At 60.6% G+C, this 14,949-nt stretch carries 13 protein-coding genes and 1 tRNA gene; 5 read left to right on the top strand and 9 right to left on the bottom strand.

Annotation, left to right across the window (positions count from 1 at the left end):
- Nucleotides 1-68: 68 nt before the first annotated feature.
- The 8 genes from hemA to CPter91_RS22340 all read right to left on the bottom strand — a co-directional run bounded on the left by hemA (nucleotide 69) and on the right by CPter91_RS22340 (nucleotide 9,045).
- Nucleotides 69-1,361 carry a glutamyl-tRNA reductase gene (gene hemA, locus CPter91_RS22375; RefSeq protein ID WP_061944390.1) on the bottom strand — a complete coding sequence of 431 codons (1,293 nt, stop codon included), beginning with the start codon at nucleotides 1,359-1,361 and terminating at the stop codon, nucleotides 69-71.
- A gap of 136 nt (nucleotides 1,362-1,497) precedes the next feature.
- Nucleotides 1,498-3,900, bottom strand: coding sequence for a CHASE2 domain-containing protein (locus CPter91_RS22370; protein WP_061944387.1), 2,403 nt, complete (start codon nucleotides 3,898-3,900; stop codon nucleotides 1,498-1,500).
- Nucleotides 3,901-3,936: 36 nt separating this feature from the next.
- The gene (locus CPter91_RS22365) at nucleotides 3,937-5,613 is read right to left on the bottom strand and encodes a FecR family protein (RefSeq protein WP_061944384.1); all 1,677 of its coding nucleotides are present in this window, start codon (nucleotides 5,611-5,613) and stop codon (nucleotides 3,937-3,939) included.
- 30 nt (nucleotides 5,614-5,643) lie between these two features.
- The gene (locus CPter91_RS22360; protein WP_061944381.1) at nucleotides 5,644-6,333 is read right to left on the bottom strand and encodes a response regulator transcription factor; all 690 of its coding nucleotides are present in this window, start codon (nucleotides 6,331-6,333) and stop codon (nucleotides 5,644-5,646) included.
- A 364-nt stretch (nucleotides 6,334-6,697) separates the two neighbouring features.
- Entirely contained in the window at nucleotides 6,698-6,949 is a 252-nt protein-coding gene (minE, locus tag CPter91_RS22355; protein WP_038493233.1) for a cell division topological specificity factor MinE, read from the bottom strand.
- Nucleotide 6,950: 1 nt separating this feature from the next.
- Nucleotides 6,951-7,766, bottom strand: a complete 816-nt coding sequence (gene minD, locus CPter91_RS22350; protein ID WP_061944378.1) for a septum site-determining protein MinD — start codon at nucleotides 7,764-7,766, stop codon at nucleotides 6,951-6,953.
- Nucleotides 7,767-7,945: 179 nt separating this feature from the next.
- Nucleotides 7,946-8,686, bottom strand: a complete 741-nt coding sequence (minC, locus tag CPter91_RS22345) for a septum site-determining protein MinC (RefSeq protein WP_061944375.1) — start codon at nucleotides 8,684-8,686, stop codon at nucleotides 7,946-7,948.
- Nucleotides 8,687-8,969: 283 nt separating this feature from the next.
- Nucleotides 8,970-9,045: transfer RNA gene (locus tag CPter91_RS22340), tRNA-Phe, on the bottom strand.
- Nucleotides 9,046-9,263: 218 nt separating this feature from the next.
- Between CPter91_RS22340 and CPter91_RS22335 the strand changes: the two genes are divergently transcribed.
- From CPter91_RS22335 to CPter91_RS22315, 5 genes are all read left to right on the top strand, one after another.
- The gene (locus tag CPter91_RS22335; RefSeq protein ID WP_061946536.1) at nucleotides 9,264-10,466 is read left to right on the top strand and encodes a UbiH/UbiF family hydroxylase; all 1,203 of its coding nucleotides are present in this window, start codon (nucleotides 9,264-9,266) and stop codon (nucleotides 10,464-10,466) included.
- Nucleotides 10,467-10,486: 20 nt separating this feature from the next.
- Nucleotides 10,487-11,209 carry a DsbC family protein gene (locus CPter91_RS22330; RefSeq protein ID WP_061946538.1) on the top strand — a complete coding sequence of 241 codons (723 nt, stop codon included), beginning with the start codon at nucleotides 10,487-10,489 and terminating at the stop codon, nucleotides 11,207-11,209.
- A 36-nt stretch (nucleotides 11,210-11,245) separates the two neighbouring features.
- On the top strand, nucleotides 11,246-11,845 hold the full coding sequence (locus CPter91_RS22325) for a nucleotidyltransferase family protein (RefSeq protein WP_061944372.1): 600 nt from the start codon (nucleotides 11,246-11,248) through the stop codon (nucleotides 11,843-11,845).
- A 138-nt stretch (nucleotides 11,846-11,983) separates the two neighbouring features.
- Nucleotides 11,984-12,442 carry a DUF3429 domain-containing protein gene (locus tag CPter91_RS22320; protein ID WP_061944368.1) on the top strand — a complete coding sequence of 153 codons (459 nt, stop codon included), beginning with the start codon at nucleotides 11,984-11,986 and terminating at the stop codon, nucleotides 12,440-12,442.
- A 4-nt stretch (nucleotides 12,443-12,446) separates the two neighbouring features.
- The gene (locus CPter91_RS22315) at nucleotides 12,447-14,297 is read left to right on the top strand and encodes a M61 family metallopeptidase (RefSeq protein ID WP_061944366.1); all 1,851 of its coding nucleotides are present in this window, start codon (nucleotides 12,447-12,449) and stop codon (nucleotides 14,295-14,297) included.
- A 43-nt stretch (nucleotides 14,298-14,340) separates the two neighbouring features.
- Here CPter91_RS22315 and CPter91_RS22310 read toward each other — a convergent pair whose 3' ends face one another.
- A complete protein-coding gene (locus tag CPter91_RS22310; protein WP_417924826.1) occupies nucleotides 14,341-14,943 on the bottom strand; it encodes a UbiX family flavin prenyltransferase in 603 nt (200 codons plus the stop codon).
- Between the last annotated feature and the right edge of the window lie 6 nt (nucleotides 14,944-14,949).

Below are 14,949 nucleotides of genomic sequence, written 5' to 3'. Positions count from 1 at the left end.
CGGGAAATAATGTGCCGGCAGCCAATGGCGGGCGCGGCGCATCAGTAAGCAGGAGTAGCGCAGCTGCGCTAACGCTTGGTGCGGAACAGTTGCGGCAGGAGGGCTGCCAGGCGCGCGCGTTCGTCGCCCTGGGCATTGTGCAAAGCCTGTTGCGGGCCGTGCATGAATTTGGCGGTAAGGCCTTTGGAGAGGGCTTCCAGGACTACCTCGATATCTTCGCCCTTGGCCAGCATCTTGCGGGCGCGTTCCAGCTCCAGCCGGCGCATCGCTTCGCTCGACTCTTGCAGGTCCTGGATGACCGGCACCACAACCCGGTTGTCGACCCAGTGCATGAACGACTGCACGCGGGTTTCAATGATCGCTTCCGCCTGGGCGACTGCGGCCTGGCGATTTTCCATGCCGGTCTGCACGATAGAACCGAGGTCGTCGACGGTGTACAGGAAGATATCGTCGAGGCGGCCGATTTCGTTTTCGATATCGCGCGGCACGGCCAGGTCCAGCATGAACATCGGCTTGTGACGGCGCGCCTTGACGGCGCGCTCGACCATGCCGAGGCCGATGATAGGCAGGCTCGATGCGGTGCAGGAAACGATGATGTCGTAGTTGCCCAGCTGCGTCGGCAGGTCGGCCAGCCGGATGGCTTGGCCATTGAAGCGGTGGGCCAGCAGTTCGGCGCGTTCCATGGTGCGGTTGGCGACTGTCAGGGATTTCGGATTTTGCGCGGCAAAGTGGGTGGCGCACAGCTCGATCATTTCGCCGGCGCCGATAAACAGCACGTGCTGGCCGGCGACGGTATCGAAAATCCGTTCCGACATACGTACCGCCGCTGCTGCCATGGAGACGCTGTGGGCGCCTATTTCCGTGGTGCTGCGGACTTCCTTGGCGACTGCAAAGGTGCGCTGGAACAGCTGGTGCAGATAAGTGCCGAGGCCGCCCGCGGCGTCAGCGTAACGCACAGCGTCTTTCATTTGTCCCAGGATCTGTGCTTCGCCCAGCACCATCGAATCAAGTCCGGAGGCCACGCGGAAGGCATGGCGTACAGCATTGTCTTGCGGCAGGGTGTACAGGTGCGGACGCAGGTCGGCGTAAGGCAACTGGTGATAGTGGGCCAGGAAATGCGCGGTTGAATCAATCGCGGCGTCGACGCCTTGGCGCAGATTACTGCCGGCGGCATACAGCTCGGTGCGGTTGCAGGTTGACAGGATTGCCGCTTCGTCCGACATGCTGACATCATTGCCGCCGCTGAACCAGGCGCGCGCCGCCATCACCGCCTGACCGATCTGGTCAGCCGGGAAAGCCACCTTTTCGCGCAAGGAAACTGGCGCGGTGGTGTGGTTGAGTCCGACGGTTAGCAGGTGCATAGGGCGGTTGCGGATGGGAAGGGAGCTTACCCGGACAATTAAGGCAATATTGTTAACCCCGGATTATACTCTTAGTCACTCGGATCGAAGCGGCGGCGGCCCATACCGGCTATGCCTGTCAGTAATACAAGCAGGCTTAACTGGCGATAGCTGGCAAAGTGACAATGAATGTGCTGCCCTCGCCCAAAGTGCTTTCCAGCGTGATCTCGCCGAAATGGCGTTCGACGACGGTTTTGACGAATACCAGGCCGAGGCCGGTGCCGTCCGAATGCGGCTGGCCGGGGGCGCTGACTCTTTGATAACGCTGGAACAGCTTGACCTGGTCGTGCGGCGCGATGCCGAAGCCCTGGTCGCTGATGCGGCACACCACCTGCGGCAGCATTTTGACGTATTTCAGGCGCAGGGTGCAGGTAATGCGGGTATCTGGCAGGCTGTAGCTGATGGCGTTGGAAATCAGGTTGCACAGCGCCCGCGCCATCAGCGAACGGTCGATATTGGTCAGGAATTCCGGCCCCTCGATGTCCGTGATCAGCTCGATTTTCTTGTTGTTGGCAAGGCTCCACATTTCGTCGACGGCATCGTACAGCACGTCCTGGAAATCCACTTCTTCGAGCCGGTATTCCGATGATTCGGCGCGCGCCAGCTGCACGAAATTGTCAGCCAGGCCGAGCGTCTTGCGTGCGGCCTGTTCCAGGCGCGCGAAGAATTCCTTTTGCGGCAAGGCCGAGGCGGCATTGCCTTGCAGTTCCAGCAAAGCCAGGATCGAAGCCTGCGGCGCGCGCATGTCGTGCGACAGGAAGCGCAGGGTTTCGTCGCGGCTGCGTTCGGCGGCGCGGATGATGGTGATGTCGACGATACTGACGATCCAGCCGGTCAACACCTGGTGCGCGGAGTGGCAGGGGCCGCTCTTGATCAGCAGGTCGCGTCCCTGCTGGTCTTGCACCGCGGTGCCGCTGGTGAGCGTGGAAACATGCTCAAGATCGATCAGGTCCCACCAGCTGAAGGTGTGGCTGGCCGAGGTATTGGTGGCCTGCGGCGTGCTCATGTTGGAAAACAGATAGGGCAGCAGCGCACCGTCGATGTTGCGGATGCCGGCGGCAGCGAAATAGTCGCGTGCAAACTGATTTGACACCAGCACGTGGCCGTCGATGGTGGTAATCAGGGTGGCGTCCGGCAAGCTGTTGACGCTATCCGAAATGAACTGACGCAAATCGCGCACCCGGCGCGCCGCTACGCGCATCGCGTTGATGCGCTGCTCAAGCAAGTCTTCCACCTGCTGCGGCGCGCGTTCCGTGTTCACTTCCGGCAGCAGATGCGGTTCCTGGTCGAGCAGCATGAATTCCTGCCCCAGGTAGGAAATCGCCGACTCCAGGCGGATCCAGTTCCATATCGGATGCGCAATCGCCAGCGCGATCAGCGCCGCCGTGGGAGCGATCCATATTCCCAGCGTCAGCAGGAAATAGCTGACCGCCATGGTCAGTATCATCAATGCGGCGGTGATCAGCAGCGAGACGCGGGGCGTCCACAGCAGGTAGCTGGAAAGTGCGATCAGTACCGGAATGATGCTGAATAAGGCCGTCTGCAAGGGGCGGGCGATGCTGATGACCTTGTGGTCAAGCAGGCCGGCCAGGATATTGGCGTTGATTTCGATCCCCGGCATGACGCCGGAGGTGCCCGACACCGGCGTCGGGAAGGTATCCGCCATGCCGAGCGCAGTGGGGCCGATCAATACATATTTGCCGGTGAAGAATTGATCGGGGACATCACCGCGCAGTACCGAAGCATAGGGCACGGAGCGGAAATGGCCGGTGCTGCCAGCGAACGGGATCTGGATCTGATAATCGCGCTGCCAGCTGTCCCCCTTATGCTGCTCGGTGTCGGGCGGCATCGCGCCCAGGCGAGCACCGGGCAGGTTGCCGCTGGCATTGGTGATGTTTTGTCCGGCGACGCCAGCCAGCGCCACTGCAAAATGCGGCCACCACTTGCCGTCCTGGCCTTCTTGCAGGAAGACGCTGCGCACCACGCCGTCCGGATCGAGCTCCAGGTGCACATGGCCAATGCCACGCGCGGCATTCAGAAATTCCGGCGTCGGCAGCAGAGCCTTGAGGCCCGGGCCGGCGCTGGCGGCGACCATCGGCAGCACCGTCAACTTACTGGCCGCAAGCGCCTTGGTCAGCGCCCGGTCGTCGGCGCGCTGGCCTGGCGTCTGTCCCTGTTCCGCTTCCGGCATGATGACATCGAGCCCGATCGCCAGCGGATTGGCGTGCATGATGCGGTTCAGCAGCTTGGCGTGCAGGCTGCGCTCCCATGGCCAGCGCCCCAGTTTGCTGATGCTGTAGTCGTCGATGGCGACGATGATGATGTCGTCGCGCGCGGGCCGCGAATCGGCCCGCATGAACTGGTCGTACAGCGTGGTGTCGAGCCGCCCGAGGCCGTTTACGTAGCCCATGCTGCCGGCCACGATCAGCATCAGCACGGTAATCGCCAGCCATTGGCGAAACGCCACCCGTTTGATGAGGGGAATCACCTGTTTGATCATGGACGGCGCGCGAGAGCTTGCATGGCGGCGTCCGGGTTAGTAGCCAGCCTGGGTATTGCCGCCGACGTTGAGCAGGGGCGAGCCGTCGCTGGTGACCCAGCGGCTGCCGATATACACTTTTTGTGCTGGCGAAAACGGGCTGACGTAGCCATCGGGATCGATCGCCTTGATGCGGATGAAATAGGTGCCGCTGGCCGGGCGCGGAACATTGATTTCCGGCGTCGCGGTATCTTGCGTCAGCAGCAGGCTGGAGAAGCCGGCGTCATGGCCGATCTCGACCACGAATTTCTGCCCCGGTTCGCCGGTCCAGCGGAACGACAGGTCGCCGTCCACCGCGTCGGCAATCTTTGGAATCTGCAGGGCAGGCAGCAGGCTGAAGCCTTGCGGATCGCCGTAAGGTCCCTGGTCGCGGACACCGGCGGTGTCGACGATGGTCGCCACGCGCCAGTAGTAGGTGCCCAGGGCCAGTTTGCCGGCGTTGAATTGTGCTGCGTTCAGTGCAGCTTCGTCGATGATGATGTGGCTGAATTCGGCATCGCTGGCGACCTGCAAATGATAAGCCTGGGCATTGCTGACTTCGGCCCAGCTGAATACCAGGTTTTCGCTGCGCGATTTGTTTTTCGGTTCGATCGAGATCGGCGGCTCCGGCCGGGCTTTCAGGGTAAAGGCGGCGATCAGCGGCTTGCCTTGCAAGCCGGCCTGGTCGAGTGCGGTGATGCGCACAAAATACTTGCCGTCGTCGAGGCCGTTGATCTTGATTTCAGGACTGTCCGACTCTGCCTCGCTGACGACGTTATTGAGGCTGGCGTCGGTGGCGACTTGCGCGCGATAGCCGCGGGCGCCGCTGACCGGACTGACGGTGAAGCGCAATGTCGGCCGTTCCTGCAACTGTGGCCGGCCCGTGAATTCTGGCTGAGACAACAGCGCCACCGCCTTGCCGACGCCCTTGGTATTCGTGATATTGCCTTGGCCGGCACGCAGGGTCAGCGCGGCCGGCTTATCTTTCTTCGCCACCGCCACGCCGCCGCTCAACACTTCGGTCATGACCTTGTCGCCGACCAGGTCGACGCGGAAATCGGTACCGCGCACGCCTGCGACCGCCAGCGGCGAATGGACTTCAAAGCGGCCTTTGTTTTTTTCCAGCGGCGATACCTTGGATTCGACCCGGCCTTTCAGCAAGCTGATCTCGGTGCGTGGGCTCTTGGTATAGCGCGCGCTGCGCAGTTTGCTGAGCTTGACCTGGCTGTTGGACGGGATGGCGATATGCGACTGGTCGGGCAGGCTCAGCGTCAGGAAGCTGTTGCTGCCGGTGTTGATGATGGTGCCCTCGGTCAGCGTAGTACCGATGCCGATGGTGATCGCACGGCCATCGGCGCCGGTGGCGTCGATGGTGCCGGACATGGCGGCCACCTGGGCCGAGCTGGGGTCGTCCGGCAGCAGCGCCACCGGGATGATGATGGCAGTGCCGATCGGGATGGTGCGGTCGTTGCCGATGCGGTTGAGCTTCGCCAGTTGCACCCAGTTGCTCTTGTTGCCGGTGAGCTGGTCGGCGATCACGCTCAAGGTGTCGCCCAGTTGCGCGTGGTAGGTGATTGTTGCGGCATCCACCTGGAGCGCTGCCGGATCGAGCGCTGCTGGCGGGGCGGCAAATAACAGTGAGGAAGGCGCCGACAACAGCGCCAGTAGAGCTAGTTTGGTGAATGTGCTGCGCATATTTGTCTATCAGCGCAACCGCAACGCGCCTTATCCTGTTAATTGTTCCAATCGATACCCATAGCTATAAACCGGTGCGAGCCGATAGCCGTTTTCTGGTCGTAATTGTAACTTACTCCTTACCCGCGAGACGTGGGTATCCATGGTGCGGGAGGGGATGTCGACGTCGCGCGACCAGACTGCCTCTAGGATATAGGCGCGTGAGAGGGGGCGGCCGAGGTTGCGAAAAAACAACAAGGCCAGGTCGAATTCCTTCTGGGTAATCTCGATGGGCTTGCCGGCCAGCGTCAGACGGCCTGAACGGGTTTCAAACAAATAGTCGTTGAAAACGATCTGTTCACTGCTGTTCTGGATCGGATAAGCACGCCGCAGCAGGGCTTGCACCCGTGCCACCAGCTCGCTGCGCCGGATCGGCTTGATCATGTAGTCATCGGCGCCGGCGGCCAGGCCTTCCACGATGTCGTCCTCACCGGAACGGCTAGTGATGAACAGGACCGGAATGGTGCGCGGCAGCTTGTCTCTTACCCAGCGCAACACCTCTGGCCCGCTCAGATCCGGGACCTGCCAGTCCAGCACCAGCATGTCATAGCTCTCCCGTCGCAGCTGGTTCAATATTTCTTTCCCGCTTTGGAACGGGTGGCAAATATGGCCACTGGATGTGAGCACCTGGCAAACTAGATCGGTTTGACTGGGGTCGTCATCAAGGACAGCAATTCTCATGTTTTATATATGTTAGGTGAGCCGGCCTCGATAGCCGGCATCGATGTTGTGGCGCGTACAAGGAGTATATTATTCTTATTGCTACATTGCTGTAGATAAATGTTCTCAGTGTCTTGCAATTGCCACAAATAAATTAAAAATGGCGATATCCGATGAATTTAACAAAGCATGCGCCGAAACGCTGACTGGCGCTGGGTTTGTCCGGGCGCGATTGTCATACAGTGTATGACGGGATTTGTAAAATTCCACCTTCGGGGCAGAGCGCCATGGCCAGCGTCTGCGCGGAGAGCTGAATCAGCCGTCACGCAGCGGGTGGCTGTGCGGCGAACAGATTGGTGCGGGACCGGGGATGCCGGATACCGCTTCAGGCGTCTGGCAACACCACATTCACGTCCAGTACTTCAAGATTGCCCTGACGATCCAGGGAGATCTTGATGTCGTCTGCATTGACCTTGGTGTACTTGGAAATCACCTCGATCAGCTCCTTGTGCAGCGCCGGCAGGAAATCGTGCCCTGAGCGGCCGTTGCGCTCGCGGGCAATGATGATCTGCAGGCGCTCCTTGGCGGCCGACGCGGTCTTGGGCTTGCTGTTAAACAAGAACGAGAGCAATGCCATCTTATTTCCCTCCAAAGATGCGGTGCAGGAACCCCGGCTTTTCGTAGGAGGTAAAACGCAGGGTGACTTCTTCGCCGAGGAAGCGCGAGACTACATCCTCATAGGCCAGGGCGACATCGCTGCCTTTGATGTGAATCGCCGGATTACCCTGGTTGGAGGCGTGCAGCACCGATTCCGACTCAGGGATGATGCCGATCAGCGGGATGCGCAGGATATCCTGGACATCGGTATACGACAGCATTTCGCCGGCTTCGACCCGCTTCGCCGAATAACGGGTGATCAGCAAGTGTTCCTTGACCGGCTCGCCGCCATTCTGGGCGCGGCGCGACTTGGCCTGGATGATGCCGAGGATGCGGTCGGAATCGCGCACCGACGATACTTCCGGATTGGTGACCACGATGGCTTCATCGGCAAAGGTCAGCGCCATCACGGCGCCGCGCTCGATACCGGCTGGCGAGTCGCAGATGATGTATTCAAAATCCATCTTGATCAGGTCGTTGAGAACGGTCTCGACGCCTTCTTCGGTCAGGGCGTCCTTGTCGCGGGTTTGCGAGGCCGGCAGGATGAACAGGTTCTCGCAATGCTTGTCCTTGATCAGGGCCTGGGTCAGCGTTGCTTCCTTGTTGACGACGTTGATCAGGTCGTACACCACGCGCCGTTCACAGCCCATGATCAGATCCAGGTTGCGCAGGCCGACGTCAAAATCGAGCACGGCGGTTTTGTGGCCGCGCATGGCCAGACCCGATGCAAAACTAGCGCTGGAGGTGGTCTTGCCAACTCCGCCTTTGCCGGACGTAACAACGATGATTTTCGCCACGAAGAGCTCCTAAGGTTATGCATTGCGGGACAGAGTTTAAGAGGCGCCGCAGTGCGACGAATTACACTCTCCGTGCGGCTCTGTCCCCAACTGACTAGATAAAAACGTTCAAGTTACAGTGGAAGGCTGCAAAACAAAACTGCAGCGCTTCGATAAATTGTATGTGACCCCAAGCGCCATCAATTACGAGACGCAGAATTGAGCGATAGTACGTCAATCCGGTCGCCGCTCAGTCGAATTTGTGCGGGCTGGCCCTTTTGTTCCGGCGGCAGGCCGTTTTCAAAAGTGCGGTAGACGCCGGCGATGGAGACCAGCTCGGCTTCCATGCTGGCGGCAAAAATCCGTGCCGAAGTATCGCCGCTGGCGCCGGCCAGCGCCCGCCCGCGCAAGGGCGCGTAGACGTGGATGCTGCCGTCGGCGATGATTTCGGCGCCATTGTTAACCGTGGCGGTGATGACCAGATCGGCGTCGCGCGCATAAATGCGTTGTCCGGCGCGGATCGGTGTATCGATGATCATGGTGCTGGCGGCGGCCTTGGCTGGTGCTGCAACAACCGGTGCTGGAGGCGGCGGCGCTGCGGCCGGTTCCTGGCGCGCGGCCACCATCTGGTCGATGCTTAGTCCGCTGGCGAGGATGTCGGCTTCCATGTCAGCCGGGGCGTTGCGGACTGCGACTGCATTCAGACGATATTTTTTCAGCAGCGAAACCAGTTGCGGCCAGTCTATCGGCGGCCTGTCCGTTCCCAGCGCGGCGACGTCGATGACGGCAAATTCGTTGTCAAAGAAATCCGCGGTGCCCCCCGTCATTTCCTGCAAGGCTGCTTCCAGGGCCATCGGATCGGAATCATGCAAGATCGCCGAGACGGCGACCACTGTTGCAATTTTTATTTCAATCGGCTTGCGGGATTTGTTTTTGAGCATAAAGCAGTGTGGTGTCTGGGCTAAACGTGGCGAAAAGCGCCGGCGATTGGCTTATAGGAACGTTTAGGCAGCAATTGGTTCGTTTTAATGGGATATAAAATATTGTCTTAGTTTGTGATCTTACCAAATCTCGGGGGGATCACAAAAAAGGATTGCCGTTTGTTGTTGCAATATCTGGTGATATATAGAGCACCGGCAAGTCCAGGCCGAGGATTGCCCTCGCTTGAAATGGCTTCGCAAATGCAAAAAGGGCTTAGCCGAAGCTAAGCCCTTTTTGATATTTTGGTGGCCCGGGGCGGAATCGAACCACCGACACAAGGATTTTCAATCCTCTGCTCTACCGACTGAGCTACCAGGCCAAGGGACAGGAGTATAGCAAAACATTTTTGATCCGCAAAGCCCATTGTTGAATTTTTTTTAAAAAACTTTGCGAGGTCCTTTGCCGGCCGCTTTGGCTGGGCTTCGGCAGCCCGGCGCCCCTTATTTCATGGCGCTCGCCGGCTCTTACGAGCGTAATCGCTATAATGACGGCATGAAAGATATCGGATCAATCTCGAAAACCGCTGGTGTGCCGCCGATGACAAAACATCAGTGCGATATATGTATCGTCGGCAATGGCGCTGTCGGCAAAGCGGCAGCGCTTGGTCTGGCGCAGATGGGCCTGCGCGTCACCTTGCTGGGGATGGCGCCGGGCGCTCCCGCAACTGCTGCGGCGGAGAGCTGGGACACCCGCGTGTATGCGCTGAATCATGTTGCGCGTACGCTGCTGTCCACAGTAAAAGTATGGGATGCGCTTGATCCGGCACGGATTGCCGCGGTTGACGGCATGTCGATCAAGGGCGGGACCGACAGCAGCACAGGGAATCTGTCTTTTGATGCCTACAGTGCGCACGTCGATGCTCTGGCGTGGATCGTCGAGGACCGGAATCTCAACCAGGCTCTGGATGCTGCCCTGAAATTTGCGTCGAATGTGCGGGTGCTTCATGGCCGCGTGCAAAGCATGCAGGCCGATGCCGCAGCCGCAACGGTGCAGCTGGAATCGGGCGAGGCGATCAACGCGGCCCTGGTCGTCGGCGCCGACGGCGCGCAGTCGTGGGTGCGCAGCCAGTGCGGCATCGGTATCGATTACCGCTCGTATAACCAGCGCGGCGTGGTCGCCAATTTTTCCTGCGAGCGGCCGCATCACGGCATTGCGCATCAATGGTTTACCGAAACCGAAGGCATCGTCGCTTTGCTGCCTTTGCCCGGCCAGCGCGTGTCGCTGGTCTGGTCGGCGCCGGAGGCGCTGGCGCTTTCCTTGTTGGAAGAGCCGCTGTCGCAGGTGGCGGCGCGCTTGTCGTTGCTGGCCGCAGAGCAGCTGGGGCAGTTGCAGCCCTTGCAGCCGGAGCTGGCGCAAGGATTTCCTCTCTCTCTGCTGAAGACGCATGCGCTGGTGGCGCCGCGGGTGGCGCTGATCGGCGACGCCGGCCACGTGGTGCATCCGCTGGCAGGGCATGGCATGAACCTGGGTTTTGGCGATGTCGCCACCTTGATCCAGGTGCTGGCAGAGCGCGGCGCCCATCGCGACTGCGGCGACGAGCGTCTGCTGGCGCGTTATGCCCGTGCGCGCAAGGAAGAGATATTATTGATGCAGATGACGACCGATGGCCTGGAACGGCTGTTCGGCTTCGATTTCGGCCCATTGCGCCTGTTGCGCAATGCCGGTTTGAACTTGCTGGACAAAATACCAGTCTTAAAAAGACAACTGATGGCCCACGCTTTGGGTCGGACAAGCGAATAACTGGAATAGCGATGATAGCGATGAAAAAAACGAGTGTGATGCTGGCAGCCTTGCTGGGCCTGTGGGCAAGCGTGGCCGGTGCCGAAACTCTGCAGGAAGCCGCAGTCAAGAAACTGATCGAGCCGCGCCTGGGCGAAGGCGCCAAGGTCGACGAAGTCACCAAGACGCCGTATGCCGGCTTGTTTGAAGTGCGCGTCGGCAGCGACATTTTCTACACCGATGCCGCGGCCAAATATGTATTCGTAGGCCGCATCATGGATGCCCAGTCTTCGCGCGACTTCACGCGTGAAAGAGTCGATGAGTTGAACAAGGTCAAGTTCGCCGACCTGCCGCTGGACCTGGCCATGAAGAAGGTCAAGGGCAATGGCAAGCGCGTGATCGCGGTGTTCGAAGATCCGAATTGCGGCTATTGCAAGCGCTTCCACAAGACGACGCTGCAGGAGGTCGATAACGTTACCGTTTACACTTTCCTCTTCAACATCCTGGCGGAAGACTCCTCGGTCAAGGCGCGCAACGTCTGGTGCAGCGCCGACCGCAACAAGGCATGGACCGACCTGATGGTCGACGGCAAGGCCGCTGCTGCTGCACCGGCATCCTGCCAGGCGCCTAACGACAAAGTCCTGGCGCTTGGACAAAAGCTGAATGTAACCGGCACGCCGACCATCATTTTTGCCGACGGTTCGCGTTCGCCGGGCTGGATCGATGCCAAGACCATGGAAGCAAAGTTCTCCTCTTTGAAGTAATTTCTTTCCGCGCAATCCCACTGCTCACAGTTCGCTATGAGTCTCCCTCTATATAGCGGCCAGATCGTCGGCCTGTTGCTGGCTGCCGGCCGGGGCCGTCGCTTTGATCCGGCCGGCATCCACAACAAGCTGCTGCAATCGCTGCCGACGGCTGCCGGCCGCACCGTGCTGGCCAGCGCTGCCGCCGCGCTGGCCGCGGCGCTGCCTGTCTGCATCGTGTTGCGGCCGGATGTGCCGGAGCAGGTCGCGCAAATAGCTGAATATCCCTGGGTGCAATGTGTCAATGCCGATGACGGCATGGCGGCGTCGCTGGCGTATGGCGTGCAGCAGACCCGGGAGGCGGCGGGGTGGGTCATTGCGCTGGCCGACATGCCTTATGTGGAAAGCGCGACCATCCAAGCCCTGGCGGCAGCGCTGCGCCAGGGCGCCGACATTGCGGTGCCGACATTCCAGGGGCGGCGCGGCAATCCGGTCGGCTTCAGCCGCCTGCACCTGCCGCGACTGCTGGCCTTGCGCGGCGACCAGGGCGCCCGCAGCCTGCTGCAGTCGTTTCCCTTGGTCGAGGTGGCGCTGGACGATCCTGGCATACATCAGGACATCGACACCGTCGCCGATATACGACAATCCTCCTCGTGAAGCAGGGTATCGGCAGGCGTTTTCAGCGCCACGCTGCCGAGGAAGCGCCGAATCGGCGCAATCCCGCTACACTAACGTCTTTTTTGTGCGCCCCCGGCTCGTGCCTTCCGCCAGCCTATTTGACGTTATCCTGACCCGATGAATCCACATTTCCTGAACAAACGCATTATTCATTTACTCGGCTATGCCGGGCTGATTCCTTTCGTGCTGCTGACGCTGGCGAGCTGGCTGGTCAGCGTCGACTGGCTGCGCGATTTCATCCGCGGCCAGCTGGCATACGGCATTGCCGCGCTGTCTTTCCTGGGCGGCATCCATTGGGGCGCGGTGGTGCTGCGCGCCAACCTGTCTGCCGATCACACCCGCAAAGCCTTGATCTGGGGTGTGGCGCCGACCATCATTGCCTGGTTCTCGACCATGGCCGGCGGCTTTGGTTTCGCCTTGCTGATCGCCGGCTTCATCGCGGCTTACCAGGCTGACAAGCGCCTGTTCCCGTGGTACGGCTTGCCGTCCTGGTTTATTGAATTGCGTTTCAGGTTGACCTGCGTCGCGGTGGCGGCGCTGATGCTGACCGTGATTGCCGGTAACGTTCGAGGATAAGAAGATGAAAAAGAATACCAGTAGAAAATCTGCCGCCGGCCGCAGCGCGCTGTCATACAGCATTGTCGCCGCCGATCCCGCCGCCCATCTGTTCGCCGTGACCTTGACGATTGCCGATCCGTCTTCTGTCGGCCAGATCGTCGCCTTGCCGGCGTGGATCCCGGGCAGCTACATGATCCGCGAGTTTGCCCGCAACATCGTGCAGATTCGCGCCGAATCCAATGGCCGCAAGATCGCGCTGCGTAAAATCGACAAGCATTCCTGGCAAGCCGCGCCCTGCGACGGTCCGCTGACCTTGCACTATCAGGTGTACGCCTGGGATCTGTCGGTGCGTACCGCGCACCTCGACCAGACCCATGCTTTCTTCAACGGCACCAGCGTTTTCCTGCGTGTGGTCGGTCAGGAAGATGTCGCGCATGTCGTCGATATCCAGCGGCCGCAAGGCGACGCTTATGAAGCATGGCGCGTCGCCACCGCATTGCCGACGCTCAAAGCCAAGCGCGGCGCCTTTGGCAGCTATGTCGCGGCCAACTACGACGAACTGATCGACCATCCGGTCGAAATGGGCGCTTTCCAGCTGCTCAGTTTCAAGGCGCATGGCGTGCCGCACGAAATGGCGATCACCGGCAATGTGCCGAATCTCGACCTGGCGCGCCTGAGCGCGGACCTGAAAAAGATTTGCGAAACCCAGATCGCCTTCTTCGAGCCGGCCGGCAGCAAGTTTGCCAAGCGCGCGCCGATGGATCGCTACGTATTCATGACGCTGGCGGTCGGTGATGGCTATGGCGGGCTGGAGCATCGCGCTTCGACGGCCCTGATCTGCGCGCGCGCCGATTTGCCGGTCAAAGGCCAGCCGGAGATGAGCGACGGCTACCGTACTTTCCTCGGCCTCTGCAGCCATGAATACTTTCATACCTGGAACGTCAAGCGCATCAAGCCGGCGGCTTTCGCGCCTTACGACCTGCAGGTGGAAAACTACACGCCGCTGCTGTGGCTGTTCGAAGGCTTCACCAGCTATTACGACGACCTGATGCTGTTGCGCAGCGGTCTGATCGACCAGGCGGCGTATTTCAAGCTGATCGAAAAAACCGTGAATGGCGTCCTGCTCGGCAGCGGCCGTCACAAGCAAAGCGTGGCGGAGTCCAGCTTTGACGCCTGGGTTAAATACTACCGCCAGGACGAAAACGCGCCGAACGCGATTGTCAGCTATTACACCAAGGGCTCGTTGGTGGCGCTGGCATTGGATCTGACCATCCGCAGCGAAACCAAGGGCAGGAAATCACTGGACGACGTGATGCGCGCCCTGTGGCAGAAATACGGCCGCGATTTTTATGCCGATAATGCCTTGAGCGGCCGTGGCGTCAGCGAAGCCGCGGTCGAGGCCTTGTTCGACGAAGTCACCGGCCTCAAGCTGAAACGCTTCTTCGACCGCTACGTGCGTGCCACCGATGACTTGCCGCTGGCGAAACTGCTGGCGCCGACCGGCATCGTGGTGGCCGATCAACGCAAGCCGGGCAAGCCTTCGTTGGGTGCACGCATCGCATACAGTGGCGGCGATTGCAAGCTGGCCAATGTCTATCACGGCGGCGCCGGCCATCGCGCCGGCTTGTCGGCCGGCGATGTGCTGGTGGCGATCGACGGTATCCGGGTGCCGGCCAAGTTGGACACCTTGCTGGCGCGTTACCGGGTTGGCGACACTATTATGGTCCATGCATTCCGGCGCGACGAGCTGCTGGTATTCAGCGTCCGCCTGCTGGCGGACAGCGCGCCGCAAGTCAGTCTCGATACCGAAGCCAAGCCGGCGCTGGGCACGGCCATGCGCAACGCCTGGCTGACTGGCCGCAACAGCCGCTAGGTTTTCGCAGGCGATAAAAAAACCGGGCTGTGTGCCCGGTTTTTTATTCCGCTTTCAAGCCGCTCCAGCGTGGCGTCAGCGCATGTTCGATGGCAAACAGGTCCAGCACCCGCCCCACGGTATGATCGACCATCTCAGCAATGCTTTGCGGCCGGTGATAAAACCCTGGCAGCGGCGGGAAAATGATGCCGCCCATTTCGGTGACGCTGGTCATGTTGCGCAGGTGCGCCAGGTTGAAAGGCGTTTCGCGCACCATCAGGACCAGGCGCCGGCGTTCCTTGAGGACCACGTCGGCGGCGCGGGCAATCAGATTGTCCGACAGCCCGTGGGCTACCGAGGCCAGGGTTTTCATGGAGCAGGGGGCAACGATCATGCCGTCGGACTGGAACGACCCGCTGGCGATGGAAGCGCCGACATCGCGCACACTGTGCACCACGTCGGCCAGCGCTTCGACCTGCTTGCGGCGCATCTCCAGCTCCTGGTGCAGGTTCAGTACGCCGGCGTCGGAAATCATCAGATGGCTTTCGATGCCGGGCAGTTCACGCAGCAGCTGCAGCAGCCGCACGCCATAGACGACGCCGGTGGCGCCGGTGATGGCGACGATCAGGCGGCGTGGTGGTGGCAGTGACGGGCTGGCTGAGACCACGGGCGG

It is taken from the genome of Collimonas pratensis, from assembly GCF_001584185.1.
In the GTDB taxonomy this organism is placed as follows: Bacteria; Pseudomonadota; Gammaproteobacteria; order Burkholderiales; family Burkholderiaceae_D; genus Collimonas; species Collimonas pratensis.
The sequence above is the reverse complement of the archived record's forward strand: the minus strand, read 5'-3'. Positions and strand labels throughout refer to the sequence as shown.